We start from the raw sequence: 13,784 nt of genomic DNA on the forward strand, positions 1-13,784 counted from the left end.
TATAGCAATTTTTATATTATTTCTATATAATATATATGAGTAAATAATTTTGGAGGATTTGTCTAATGAGTGAATTTAAAGATGTTACTGCAGTAAAAAAAGCAAACGTTTATTTTGATGGTAAAGTAAGTAGTAGAGTAATAATATTTCCTAATGGAGAAAGAAAAACTTTAGGATTGATGTTACCTGGAGAGTATACTTTTTCTACTAGAGAAGAAGAAATAATGGAAATGCTTGCTGGAAGCATGGATGTAAAACTACCTGGAAGCAATGAATTTGTGACATATAAAGAAGGTCAAAAATTTAATGTTCCTTCTGATTCAAGTTTTGATTTAAAAGTTAATGAAGTTGTTGACTATTGCTGTTCATACATAGCTGATTAATAAATATATATGATATTCTTATATAAAATTTAATGTAAATAAAAAAAGAACAACTATATTTAATATTAAGTTGCTCTTTTTTTTATATTGCTCAAATTAGTTTAAATCTGGAACTATTGTGTCTAGTATCTCATCTAATACAAATAACATAACTTTTATCATAATCGGCATTAACACTGCTAATACCATAGTTATAAGGATTAGCTCTTTACTTAGAGCTACAAATGAGAATAATCCACCTAAAAATAGAATCCCAATAACAAATGCTATGGTCATGCTTACAATTAAAAATAATCTTTCTTTATTAAATGGCAAGCATTGCTGTCTTAGTATTAAAAGACCACATATACCAGTTAATATAGCACACATTGTGGAAAATACACTTGAACTATAACCTAAATATTCGACTATATTGTAAACAATAATTACATTTAATGTTACACATAATGCTCCTGGTAAAGCATTTTTTAATATATTAAGTAAAAAATTTCCTGAAATTCTACTTCTATTTGCCTCAAGAGCTAAAAAGAATGATGGTATACCTACTGTTACAGCTCCAATCAATGATAATTGAATTGGCACAAATGGATACTGTCTACTAAAGAAAAATAATGTTAATAGTGATAAGAAGAATGAAAAGATTGTTTTTACTAAAAACAAAGAAGATGCTCTTTGAATATTATTGATTACCTTTCTCCCCTCCATAACAACCTTTGGCATGGATGCAAAATTTGAATCTAATAAAACTAAATTAGAAACATTTTTGGTAGCATCACTTCCAGATGCCATTGCAATACTACAGTCAGCTTCTTTAAGTGCTAACACATCATTTACACCATCTCCTGTCATTGCTACTGTACGATTTTGTTGTTTTAATGCTACAATCATTTGTTTCTTTTGTTGTGGGCTTACTCTTCCAAAAACACTATATTTATCAACAGCATCGTATATGTCTTTATCATTTTTAAGTGTTGTTGCATCAATAAATCTATTAGCTGTTTTAAGACCTGCTTTTCTTGCTACTTCACTTACTGTTATTGGATTATCTCCAGATATAATTTTTATATCTACACCTTCATTATAAAAAAATTCTAAAGTTTCCTTAGCCTCATTCCTAATTTTATCTAATATCAATATAAAAGCAAGCGGTTTTATATCTTCAGGTATCTTATTATCTTCCATGTAAGAGTTACTATGAGCTAAAGCTATTACTCTATTTCCTGCTTTAGAATATTTTTCAATTTCTATTTTTAAGTCTTTATATCTATCTTTAAAAATAAACTCAAAGGCTCCTATTAAGTATGTACCTTCATTTTCAAAAACAACACCACTGTATTTTCTTGCTGATGAGAATGGAATCAAATTTTTAACTTTATACGTATCTGAAATATCATATTTATCTCTTATAGCATTTAATGTCGCATTATCATCTTTAAGAGAATTACACAAATTTCCCATAATCTCATTTACATCAACTTTTTCAAGCATTACTACATCATCAACTTGCATTTTACCTTCTGTAATTGTACCTGTTTTATCAAGACATAATGTGTCAACTCTAGCAAGAGTCTCTACACAATATAATTCTTGAACTAAAGTCTTGTGGCTTGCAAGTTTTATTGTCCCAACAGCTAAGGCAATACTTGTAAGCAGAGTTAATCCTTCTGGTATCATTCCATTTACAGCTGCCACAGTACCTACTACAGATGTTACTATAGAATCTCCATTTCCAAAATGTTGTTTTACAAACAATATAATTCCTAAAGGAATAATTATTACACCAACAACTTTTAATATTGCATTTAATGAATTTCTGAGTTGAGAATTGTGTTTCTTGGAAATTTTAGCGTCACTAGCTATCTTATTTGCATAGTTATCTTTTCCTATGTTTTCAACTTTTACAAATGCATCTCCAGAAACTACAAAACTACCAGAATATAAAAAATCACCTTTGCTTTTTACAATAATATCAGATTCTCCTGTGATTAGAGATTCATTTACCTCTAACTTTCCTTCTAAAACTTTTGAATCAGCACAAATTTGATTTCCTGTTTTTAAAATCATAATATCGTCTAGCACTAATTCTTGAACATCAATCTCTATTTTCTCTTTTTCTCTTATAACAGATACTTTGCTTGATACTATAACAGATAGATTGTCCAACAATCTTTTTGCTCTTATTTCTTGAATCACACCAATAATAGTATTAATTACAGCAATAAATATAAATAAGGTATTTTTAAAAGAGCCAACTGAAACTAGCAAACAAACTAAAACAATATTTATAAGATTAAAAAGTGTAAATATATTATCTTTAAAAATTTGCTTGTATGTTTTAGTTTTTCCATTGTCAAATACATTAATTAAATTGTCTTCTCTTCTACTTTTAAGTTGTTCACGGTTTAATCCAACATTTATATCACAATTATATCTTTTTAAGTTAACTTTATCCATATTATACTCCTTTCAACTTAACTTTTTCTTTAATAGTAATATCTATAAATATATTGTAAAATTCTAATTTAGTTTAATATATCTTATTGTAGTTTATATAATAAAACATAAATCTAAAGATTTAAATATCATAATTCTTAAGATTTCCTAAATTTTTTATGAATTTCGATATATTCTTATTAAGTTTAAATTAAGTTAAAAGAACAAATAGGTTTATTCCCTATAAAATAAAACTAGTTTATATATTCAATTTCCAAATCTTCATGTTTTCCTTTACCATATATAACCATTCCTATAACTGAAATTATTATAAGCATACTTCCTACAATACTATAAAAATTGAACTTTTCATTCAGTAAAAATACTCCTGCAAATATAGATACTACCATAGCGATATTTGATAATATTGATGTAAATGATATTGTTCCAATTAGTTGCACTGCTGCTGTTATTTCAATTGGTGTAAATTCACTTTTAGATAATTTTCTTACATATACACCATATGCACCTGCACAAATTACTGCCACAAGTATCATTATTCTTCCAAGTATACTACTTGTTTGATTACCTGTATTTTGTAAATTTATTATTATAACTCCAAATGTCTCAAGCATAAAATATAGAAATGGTTGAAACATACATAAAATCAAGAGGGATTTAAATCCTTACATTTTCTAGTAATATATAAAAAACTTTAACAGTACATACCATGTATGTCAACATATATACAAAAAAGCTATCTAATTTAAAATAGTTTAGATAGCTTTTTAATACAAATACAAAGTTTTTGTATATTTAAATTATTTATTATTTTAATTACTTATCTTTGTGACCATGTTAATATAGGCTTTTTCACTGCTCTTGCATCATCAACTCTTTTAACTAAAGTATTATGTGGAGCAGTTTTTAGTAATTCTGGCTCTTCCTTAGCTTCTTTGGCGACATTCTTCATAGCTTCAATAAAACTATCTAATGTTTCTATACTCTCACTTTCTGTAGGCTCTATCATAAGTGCTTCATTTATAATAAGAGGGAAATACATTGTTGGAGGATGATATCCATAATCCAACAATCTCTTTGCTATATCAATAGTTTTTATATTTGCTTCTCCTCTTGGTAATCCACCTAATACAAACTCATGTTTACATAAAGTGTCTATTGGTAAAATATAATCATCTTTTATACTTTCTTTTATATAATTAGCATTTAGAACTGCCATTTCACTAGCTTCTTTAAGTCCATCTCTTCCCATTGTCAATATATATGTGTAAGCTCTTACAAGGACTCCAAAGTTTCCATAGAAATTTTTAATTTTTCCAATAGACTTTGGTCTATCATAGTTTAATACATATTTATCTTCTTGTTTTTCGATTATTGGAATTGGTAAAAAAGACACTAACTCTTTTTTTGCTCCAACAGGTCCAGCCCCTGGACCACCGCCACCATGAGGAGTTGAAAATGTCTTATGAAGATTAAGATGGACTACATCAAATCCCATATCTCCTGGTCTTGTTATTCCCATAATAGCATTCATGTTTGCACCATCATAATACAAAAGGCCACCTGCTTCATGTACAAGGTCAGCTATTTCTTTTATATTTTTTTCAAATAGCCCAAGAGTACTCGGATTAGTAAGCATAAGGGCTGCTACTTCATCATTTAAAACTTCTTTTAATACATCTATATCTACAGCACCATTTTTATCAGACGTTATTTGAATTACATCAAAATTCGCCATAGCTGCACTTGCTGGATTTGTTCCGTGTGCAGAATCTGGAATTATTACTTTAGTTCTTTTATAGTCTCCTCTATTTTCATGATACGCTTTTATAAGCATAAGACCTGTAAATTCACCATGTGAACCTGCTGAAGGTTGAAGTGTCACTTCATCCATACCTGTAATTTCTGCAAGTTTATTTGATAAATCATACATAAGAGCAAGAGACCCTTGTGCTGTATCTGAAGATTGATATGGATGCATTCCAGTAAAGTTTGGAAGTGCTGCCATATCTTCATTAATTTTAGGGTTATATTTCATTGTACAAGAACCTAAAGGATAAAAACCAGTATCAACACCAAAATTCTTATTTGACAATAAAGTATAATGTCTAACTAATTCTAATTCACCAACTTCTGGTAAGTTTAATTCATTTTGTCTAGCCATAGTTGGGTCAATCATATCTTCTATTTTTATATCATCTATATCTAATTCTGGAAGTGAGTATGCTTTTCTACCTTTTTTAGATATATCTATCAACAAACTATTATATTCTTTCATTATAACCCCTCCATTATTCCAACTAACTTATCTATTTCATTTTTACTTCTTTTTTCAGTTACACAAAGTAAAGTTGAATTTTTTAATTCTGGATAATTGTGTTCTAAATTATAACCACCTAATATATTTTCTTCTAAAAGTTTATCGTTTATAGTGTCTATATTATAATTTCCTTGTACTGCAAATTCTTTAAAAAATCTGCCTTTAAATATAGGTCTGTATTTTCCTGTTTGCACAAGTTTATTATAAGCATAGTGTGCTTTTTTCATTGATTGCATACCAACTTCTTTAAATCCTTCTTTACCCATAGTAGACATGTATATTGATGCTACAAGAGCATTTAGAGCTTGATTTGAACATATATTAGAAGTTGCTTTTTCTCTTCTTACATGTTGCTCTCTAGTTTGTAAAGTTAATACATATGCAATTTTCCCTTCTGTATCTAAACTTTGCCCAACTATTCTTCCAGGCATTTTTCTTGTATATTTAGATTTACTAGCCAAAAATCCTACATAAGGACCTCCAAAATTAAGAGGATTTCCTAGTGATTGAGCTTCTCCAACAACAATATCTGCTCCTATTTCACCTGGTGTTTTTAAAACACCTAATGATATTGGGTCAACACTCATAATTAACATGGCTTTATTTTCATGAGTTATTTTTTCTATTTCTTCCATCTCTTCAATAATCCCAAAGAAGTTAGGAGTTTGTATAAGGACACATGCTGTATCTTTATCTACAGAAGTTCTTAATTTTTCTATATCTGTAGTTCCATATTCATTACAAAAATCAATTTCTACTATTTCACAATCTTTATATTGTAAATAAGTTTTTAGTACTGATAAAGTTTCTGGATGTGTAGTTTTTGATACTACTATTTTACTTTTTCTAGTTTGATTCATTGCCATTATACATGCTTCTATTGCAGCAGTCGCTCCATCATACATTGATGCATTTGCAATTTCCATACCAGTAATTTCTGCAATCATAGATTGGAACTCAAACACTACTTGCAAAGTTCCTTGACTTATTTCTGCTTGATATGGAGTATATGCTGTATAAAATTCGGACCTTGAAGTTATATGCTTTATAATTGATGGTATATAATGGTCGTATGCACCAGCTCCAAGAAAACAAGTTAAATCTTCTAGACTTAAATTTTCCTCTGACAATCTTTTTACTATTTTACTAACTTCCAATTCAGATTTTCCACTATCTAGATTTAAATCTCTTTTTAATTTTAGTTCATCTGGTATATCTGAAAATAATTCATCAACTGAGTTTAATCCAACTACTTTTAACATTTTTTCCTTATCTTCATTTGTGGCAGGTATATATGAAAATTTATTTTCTTTATTTACTACAACATTATCTTTTTTATATTGTTTTTTATAAAAAGGCTTCTTAACTGTTATAGCAGGAACAACTTTTTTTCTAATTGCTATACCTATTTCATTTCCTGCTTTTGCATATTCAGCATCTATAATTCCCATTCCTAAGATTTTTCCTGTTGTTGGAGATGCACACCCAGTAGTTACAAAACCAACTGTTTTATCTCCAACTTTTATATCATATCCATTTCTAGGCATCCCTTTACCTTGCATTTCAAATCCTACTAATTTTCTTTTAATCCCATTTTCTTTTTCTTCTGCTAAGATTGATTTGCCAATAAATGATTCCTTATTTACTTTTACAAAAATAGATAATCCTCCTTCAAGTGGAGATATGTGTTCATTTATCTCATGTCCATATAGAGGTAGAGTTGCTTCAAATCTTAAAGTATCTCTACAACCTAGACCAGCTGGACATATATCTTCTCCTCCAACTTTCAGGACTTCATCCCAAATTGCTTTTATATGTTCATTTTTGCAATATATTTCAAAACCATCTTCTCCAGTATATCCTGTTCTTGAAACTAAACAAGAGTATCCAGATACTTTTATTTTTGGCATTGACTTATAAAATTTTATTGATTCTAAATTTATGTCCGTGATTTTTTGAAGAATTTTTTCTGCTTTAGGTCCTTGAACTGCTAATTGACAAACTTCATTAGATATATTTTTTATATTTACTTTATACCCTTCACTTTGCTTCATTATCCATGCAACATCTTTGTCTATATTTCCTGCATTTATTACTAACAAATAATCTTCTTCCCCAAACTTATATATTAATAAATCATCAACTACTCCACCATTTTCATAGCACATAGGTGTATATATGATGTCATTGACTTTTAATACACTTATATCATTCGTAACTAGATTTTGTATAAATTTTTCTGATTCTACTCCTTTTACTTCTATCTCTCCCATGTGAGATACATCAAATATACCTGCACTTTTTCTAACCATTTCATGCTCTTTGTTTATTCCTTCATATTCTAAAGGCATTTCCCAACCAGCAAATTCAACAAGCTTTGCACCAAGCTCTTTGTGTGTATTATACAAAGGTACTCTTTTTAATTCATTCATATATAACCCTCCCTATAAAACTAAACTTATTCTATTTAAGCAACTTCGCCATTATGTCCTGTATTTTCCCATAAAAAAAAATATATAAGCATAGGAAATAATCCTAGCCTATATATCCCTGTTTGTATACCTGAAAGATTTAATAATTTAATATTATTCTGCTTCTTCGGTGACTTATAGTATTTAACTTAAGTCTCTCCAGAGTCCCATCAATTAGCGATATCTTTGCCTGAAAGCTTCTCTAAGAATTGGCATTTCTTAAATTTCTTCTTCGGCGCCTTTTTGTATAAAGGTCTCTCTCGCTAATCTCACTTGGAAATATTTATTTTCAATTTTATTTTATGAATATTTAAATCAAATGTCAACACATTATATTTATTTTTTTTTATGTATTAATTTTTTTGTTAAGTTTTTATTATCAATTATTTCTCTTTTATATTATTCACTCTTCTGCAAACATATTATATATTAATGCAAAATAACATTTTCACTTAATTTATTATTAAAATAACACACAAAGAACCAAATGTAAATTTGTATCGAGATTTACTATAACATGTTAAAAGTATATTCATACACTTGATGAAATCGTTTACAATTTTAAACTTGTGAAAAATAAGATTTTTAAAATAGAATATTTTTAATAGAATTACAACTATTGAATGGTTATGTGATTTGAATATTTCTTAAAATTTTAATCATTTTATACTTTTAAAATACATTGCTATAAAATTTTATACCTTTATTTACATACATTTTAAATGTTGTATATGTAATTTTATTTTTGTATAACAAAAAGAACTTATTGAGTTTTTTTACAAGTTTTCTAAAAATAACAATATAGCAAATTCCTATCATTAGGTATCCCTATTAATTTAATATAGTTATTTATCAAAAAATAAAAACGGGATAGCCCACTCCGAAAGCCAGCAACCCCAGTTTTTTTTCAGCACAACTAAGTACTGTAAAGTGCGGATGAAGGGAGTCGAACCCCCACGCCAATGGCGCTAGATCCTAAGTCTAGTGCGTCTGCCAATTCCGCCACATCCGCTTATATTACTCTTTTATTTTACTATATTTCGCTATTATTTTCAATAACTTTTTTAAATTATCTAAAAATAAACAAAATAATGATAATAAAAGGTAAAATTCATTTACAGCCTTATTCTGCAAGTTCTATTTCTGCTTCATCAACTCTCTTACCTATAACTTGAAGACCTACAAATACAGCTGCTATAGCAACTGGCAATACTATATATATTGGCAATCCAAATCCAGCTGGTATATATCCAAATACAATAGTAATTACTGCTGTAAATATAGCATATGGCATTTGAGTATTAACATGGTCTATATGATTACATCCAGCTCCCATTGAAGAAAGTATTGTTGTATCTGAAATTGGAGAACAATGGTCTCCAAATATTGCACCTGTTAAAACTGCACTTGTGCTTACTATTACATAAGACATGTCAGGATTTAGTGAATATGCAAGTGGTATCGCAAGTGGCATAAGTATACCCATTGTTCCATAAGCAGTTCCAGTAGCAAAAGATATTATTGCTCCTAATCCAAATATTAAACTTGGTAGTAAGAATGGAGGCAGTGAACCTGATAATAAATGTATCAAGAATTTAGCTGTACCTAACTCTTTTATTACTGAACTTAATGACCAAGCAAGTATTAATATTACACCAGTGATTACTAAACTTTTCATACCATCTATCCAAACATCAATTGCTTCTGATACTGTAAAAATCTTCTTAACTACAGCCATTATAATAGCAACTAGACTTGCAACTAATGCAGATTGGAATAATGCTCTAGATGCATCAGATGCACTAAACGCTTCTTTGATTGCTTCAAAAGAATATGGCGAATTTGTAAATAATTGTATTAAAGTCTTATCTTCTCCTCCCATTATAGATGTATATCCACTATAATAGAATGATGCTAGTGCAACTACTATTAATGTACCTATTGGAATTATAGCATTCCATACACTTAATTTCACTCCATCTTTTGGAGCTAAATCATCCAACTCTTCAACACCTTCATCAAGGTCTGTACCAATTTTTCTACTTCTAGATTTTATTTCAGCTTTTCTCATTGGTCCAAATTCTTTTAATAATAACGCTGAAATTACAATAAATGCTAATATTAATATGTTATAAAATCTAAATGGTATTGTATTTAAAAATATGCCAAATGCATCAACATCTACACTTATACTTTCAAAAGCATCATGTATCAAACCAACTTCAAGACCTATCCATGTAGATATTATAGCAAGCCCAGCAACTGGTGCTGCTGTAGCATCTATTATAAATGCTAATTTTTCTCTTGATATTTTCATTTTATCTGCAACTGGTCTCATCATAGGTCCTACAATTAATGAATTAGCATAATCATCAAAGAAAACTAAAAGACCTAAAAACCAAGTTATAATCTGTGTACCTTTAGCTGATTTTGCTCTCTTTGCAAGTGCTTCAGCTATAGCCTTAGCACCACCCATCTTGGCAACAAGATTTATTACTCCCCCAATTGCTAAGACTTGTAGTATTATCCCTGCATTCCATGGGTCTGACAGAGATACTAAAGCTCTATCTACTAAGTCTAAAAACGCTTGTATAAATGCAGCAAATACATTAACTCCACTGACTTGAATTATAAAACTTCCAGAAAGAATTCCTAGCAATAAAGAAATTATTACATTTTTAGTTATAAATGCAAGTATTATAGCAACTAATGGTGGTATTAAAGTTAAAATTCCAAATTTTTCTGCGTTAGCCAGTGCAATTGTATCTATATCTTCCTCTGCAAATACCATTACAGTTGACATTATAAACATAATTGTCGTCAGAAAAATAATGTTAAATTTTTTATTTCTCATATAAATCTCCCTCTCTTTTTAATTTTGTGAATTATATAGGGTATTATGGGTTATGATAAAATAAAAAAGCCTTGAGTGGTAAACACTCAAGGCTTAAACATTACAATACATTGATAATACTAAAAACAAATATAATATAATTCCTTAAATGATAGCTCACCACAAATAAACCTGTGACAGTTGTACATATATTTTATGTACCCCCAGCAATATAATCTTAAAGCATCGATTATAAAACTTCGGCAATATCCCCTTTCCCAATAATTCTTTGTGCTTAACTCCTTATTGGTACTGATAGATTATTGCGCCTCTACCCTTTTATTCACTTTTATTAAATATATTTTGAGTATATATTATTTATTTAAAATTTGCAAGGAAGTTTTAAAAATTTTACTTTAAAGGATTTTTTATATTATTGTCGAATTATAAAAATAATTGTACTAAAATCAGCTAAAAAAATTTTATCAATTATATGGAGGAATTACTTTAATGTTATTAATTTACAATGAAAAAACAAACCCTTATTTTAATTTAGCAATGGAAGAATATCTACTTAAAAACTTTGACGAAGATTTATTTATTTTATGGAGGAACGAACCTTCTATAATCGTTGGAAAAAATCAAAATACACTTTCTGAAATAAACTTAGAATATATAAAAGAACATTCAATACCAGTTGTTAGAAGACAATCTGGCGGAGGAGCTGTATTTCATGATTTAGGAAATATAAACTTTACATTTATAGCTTGTAATAATAATAGCTTTAGTGATTTCAGAAGATTCACTCAACCAATAATAGACTTGCTTAAAACCTTAGATGTCAATGCTGAGTTTTCTGGAAGAAATGACCTTCTTATAGAAGGTAAAAAATTCTCTGGAAATGCTCAACATAACTATAAAAATAAAGTGATGCATCATGGGACACTTTTATTTTCATCTGAAATAAATGACCTTTCAAATGCACTAAAAGTAAAACCCATAAAGTTTGAAGGTAAAGGCATAAAATCTGTAAAGTCTCGTGTAACCAATATAAGCGAACATTTACAGTCTGATATGGATATACTTGAGTTTAAAGATGCTATAATGAATTATCTTTTTTCAACAAATACTGGTAATACAAATTACTCTCTAAGTAAATATGACATAGAAGAAATAGAAAAACTTACTAAATCAAAATATGAAACTTGGGATTGGAATTTTGGTAATTCACCAAAATACTCTCTTTCAAATGAATTAAAATATGCTGGTGGAAATGTAGAATTTAATTTAAATGTTGATAAAGGTATAATAACTAGTATAAAGTTTTTTGGAGATTTCTTTGGGAAGTGTGATGTATCTTTTGTAGAAGATAAACTTATTGGTACAAAGCATGAGGAGAATTCATTGAGAGCTATTTTAGATGCTATTGAAATAAATGACTATTTCTTGGGTGCTGATACTAATATTTTAGTTTCTGGAATTTTGGGTGTTAAATAGAAATAACAAAAACTTTAAAATATTTATAAAATTATGTTTACAGATACAAAAAATCATGCTAATATGTATAACATAATTAAAAATTAATACTTCTTATCCAGAGTGGTGAAGGGACTGGCCCTGTGAAACCCAGCAACCAGTATATTTTTTAATATACATTGGTGCTAAATCCTGCAGTATTGTACTGAAAGATGAGTTTAAATTAGCTTTTAAAGCCTGAGTTTACACTCAGGCTTATTTTATTTTCACAATGTGATAAAAAGAGGGTATTTTATTTTTAACTAATCAATTATATTCAGGAGGGAATTTTTATGAAATTCAAAAAATTATTAAGTTTGTTATTATGTCTAGTATTTACTTTATCTGTAGTTGGATGTTCAAAATCTAAAGACGATAAAAAAATTGTTGTTGGTGCTACTTTAGTTCCAGGTGGAGAGTTGTTAGAGGAACTAAAACCACTGATTGAAGAAAAAGGTTATACTTTAGAAGTTAAGAACTTTGACGATTACATACTTCCAAATGAAGCTTTAAATAATGGCGAAATTGATGCAAATCTATTTCAACATGAACCTTATCTAAAAGAAGCTGTTAAAGCTAAAGGTTATAAAATAATGGCAGGAACTAAACTATATGTATGCCCAGCGATACTTTACTCTTACAAAATAAAATCTGTTGATGAATTTAAAAAGGGAGATACAATTGCAATAAGCAACAATCCATCTTCTTGTTCTAAAGACCTTAGATATCTTGAAAGTATAGGACTTTTAACTTTACCTAAAGAAAATAATTTAGTTAGTCCTAAAGATATAATTGAAAATCCAAAGGGCATACAATTCAAAGAATTAGATATTGCTCAAATACCATCTTCTCTTCCAGATGTAACTGCTGCATTTATAGACACTACTTACGCAGTACCTGCTGATCTTGATGCTAAGAAAAATGGAATCTACACAGCACCGGTAAATGATGAATATGCTAATCTTTTAGCATTTAGAAGTGAAGATAAAGATAGTGAAAAAATTAAAGTTCTACAAGAAGTTCTTACATCAGATAAAGCAAGAAACTTAATTAAAGAAAAATACAAAGGAATTGTAATTCCTGTTTTTTAGTAGAATTAGTATAATTTTAATATTATTATTGTAATCTTGTTGAATATTGACTTGTTAAGTGCTACCATTTAAGTAAATCTATGTTTGTGGAGGAAGATTACTATGGCTATAGAATTGAAAAAAGGACAAAAAATAAATCTTACAAAAAAAGAAAATACCGATTTAGGTGAGATTTTAGTTAATTTAAATTGGAATCAAAAAGTACAAAAAAAGGGCTTTTTTGGAGCTCTAAGAAATAGTAATATAGATTTAGATTTAGGTTGCTTGTTTGAAATGAAAAATGGTGTAAAAGGTGCTGTTCAAGCGTTAGGCAATTCTTTTGGCAATTTAGAACATCCTCCTTTTGCTCAACTAGATGGAGATGACCGAACAGGAAGCAATACACAAGGCGAAAATATAAGAATCAATGGTAACAAGATAAAAGAAATAAAAAGAATATTGATTTATGCTTTTATTTATGAAGGTGTGGCTAATTGGTCAGAAGCTGACGGAGTTGTAACTATTAAACAAAAACAAGATTCTGATTTAGTGGTTAAGCTTGATGAGCATAAAAATGGCTATAATATGTGTTCAATAGCATTAATAGAAAATGTAAACGATGAAACATTTAGTGTTGAAAAGGTAGTTAAATACTTTAAAGGACATAGAGAAATGGATAATGAATTTAACTGGGGCTTAAAATGGGTTGCAGGGAAAAAATAACAATGTTTAAGAGAC

9 protein-coding genes, 1 tRNA gene and 3 riboswitches are annotated in these 13,784 nt (G+C 28.7%); of the genes, 4 read left to right on the plus strand and 6 right to left on the minus strand.

The features are described 5' to 3' along the window. The first annotated feature begins 65 nt into the window (after positions 1 to 65). Positions 66 to 383 (plus strand): pyrimidine/purine nucleoside phosphorylase, encoded by a 318-nt coding sequence (locus IC214_RS09010; RefSeq protein WP_227433130.1) that lies wholly within the window; start codon positions 66 to 68, stop codon positions 381 to 383. Between the two features lie 96 nt (positions 384 to 479). Here the strand turns inward: IC214_RS09010 and IC214_RS09015 are convergent, their stop codons facing one another. From IC214_RS09015 to IC214_RS09045, 6 genes are all read right to left on the minus strand, one after another. Continuing rightward, positions 480 to 2,837, minus strand: a complete 2,358-nt coding sequence (locus tag IC214_RS09015) for an HAD-IC family P-type ATPase (protein WP_227866509.1) — start codon at positions 2,835 to 2,837, stop codon at positions 480 to 482. A 233-nt stretch (positions 2,838 to 3,070) separates the two neighbouring features. Beyond that, positions 3,071 to 3,475: a hypothetical protein gene (locus IC214_RS09020; protein WP_227866510.1), complete on the minus strand. Its 405-nt coding sequence runs from the start codon at positions 3,473 to 3,475 to the stop codon at positions 3,071 to 3,073. A 182-nt stretch (positions 3,476 to 3,657) separates the two neighbouring features. Beyond that, positions 3,658 to 5,115, minus strand: coding sequence for an aminomethyl-transferring glycine dehydrogenase subunit GcvPB (gene gcvPB, locus IC214_RS09025; protein ID WP_227433125.1), 1,458 nt, complete (start codon positions 5,113 to 5,115; stop codon positions 3,658 to 3,660). After that, positions 5,115 to 7,589 (minus strand): aminomethyl-transferring glycine dehydrogenase subunit GcvPA, encoded by a 2,475-nt coding sequence (gene gcvPA / locus IC214_RS20855; protein WP_255613147.1) that lies wholly within the window; start codon positions 7,587 to 7,589, stop codon positions 5,115 to 5,117. Before gcvPA ends, gcvPB begins: the two co-directional genes overlap by 1 nt. Before the next feature lie 207 nt (positions 7,590 to 7,796). Beyond that, a riboswitch (glycine riboswitch) is annotated at positions 7,797 to 7,901 on the minus strand. 658 nt (positions 7,902 to 8,559) lie between these two features. Further along, positions 8,560 to 8,640, minus strand: a tRNA-Leu gene (locus tag IC214_RS09040). 111 nt (positions 8,641 to 8,751) lie between these two features. After that, a complete protein-coding gene (locus tag IC214_RS09045) occupies positions 8,752 to 10,482 on the minus strand; it encodes a Na+/H+ antiporter NhaC family protein (RefSeq protein ID WP_227482416.1) in 1,731 nt (576 codons plus the stop codon). A 144-nt stretch (positions 10,483 to 10,626) separates the two neighbouring features. Next, positions 10,627 to 10,803, minus strand: a riboswitch (Lysine riboswitch). 168 nt (positions 10,804 to 10,971) lie between these two features. On the opposite strand from IC214_RS09045, the gene IC214_RS09050 reads away from it, so the two are divergent. From IC214_RS09050 to IC214_RS09060, 3 genes are all read left to right on the plus strand, one after another. After that, positions 10,972 to 11,958, plus strand: a complete 987-nt coding sequence (locus tag IC214_RS09050) for a lipoate--protein ligase (RefSeq protein ID WP_227866511.1) — start codon at positions 10,972 to 10,974, stop codon at positions 11,956 to 11,958. Positions 11,959 to 12,048: 90 nt separating this feature from the next. Then, positions 12,049 to 12,156: riboswitch (SAM riboswitch) on the plus strand. A gap of 113 nt (positions 12,157 to 12,269) precedes the next feature. Then, positions 12,270 to 13,067, plus strand: a complete 798-nt coding sequence (locus IC214_RS09055) for a MetQ/NlpA family ABC transporter substrate-binding protein (RefSeq protein WP_227831088.1) — start codon at positions 12,270 to 12,272, stop codon at positions 13,065 to 13,067. A gap of 102 nt (positions 13,068 to 13,169) precedes the next feature. Then, positions 13,170 to 13,769, plus strand: coding sequence for a TerD family protein (locus IC214_RS09060; RefSeq protein WP_227433117.1), 600 nt, complete (start codon positions 13,170 to 13,172; stop codon positions 13,767 to 13,769). Positions 13,770 to 13,784: the final 15 nt, after the last annotated feature.

Source organism: Clostridioides sp. ES-S-0190-01 (assembly GCF_020658275.1).
Classification (GTDB): Bacteria; Bacillota; Clostridia; order Peptostreptococcales; family Peptostreptococcaceae; genus Clostridioides.

Excerpts from the sequence above, each read along its gene's own strand:
- IC214_RS09010 (WP_227433130.1), top strand. The coding sequence starts at position 66 with ATGAGTGAATTTAAAGATGTTACTGCAGTAAAAAAAGCAAACGTTTAT.
- IC214_RS09015 (WP_227866509.1), bottom strand. The coding sequence starts at position 2,837 with ATGGATAAAGTTAACTTAAAAAGATATAATTGTGATATAAATGTTGGA.
- IC214_RS09020 (WP_227866510.1), bottom strand. The coding sequence starts at position 3,475 with ATGTTTCAACCATTTCTATATTTTATGCTTGAGACATTTGGAGTTATA.
- gcvPB (WP_227433125.1), bottom strand. The coding sequence starts at position 5,115 with ATGAAAGAATATAATAGTTTGTTGATAGATATATCTAAAAAAGGTAGA.
- gcvPA (WP_255613147.1), bottom strand. The coding sequence starts at position 7,589 with ATGAATGAATTAAAAAGAGTACCTTTGTATAATACACACAAAGAGCTT.
- IC214_RS09045 (WP_227482416.1), bottom strand. The coding sequence starts at position 10,482 with ATGAGAAATAAAAAATTTAACATTATTTTTCTGACGACAATTATGTTT.
- IC214_RS09050 (WP_227866511.1), top strand. The coding sequence starts at position 10,972 with ATGTTATTAATTTACAATGAAAAAACAAACCCTTATTTTAATTTAGCA.
- IC214_RS09055 (WP_227831088.1), top strand. The coding sequence starts at position 12,270 with ATGAAATTCAAAAAATTATTAAGTTTGTTATTATGTCTAGTATTTACT.
- IC214_RS09060 (WP_227433117.1), top strand. The coding sequence starts at position 13,170 with ATGGCTATAGAATTGAAAAAAGGACAAAAAATAAATCTTACAAAAAAA.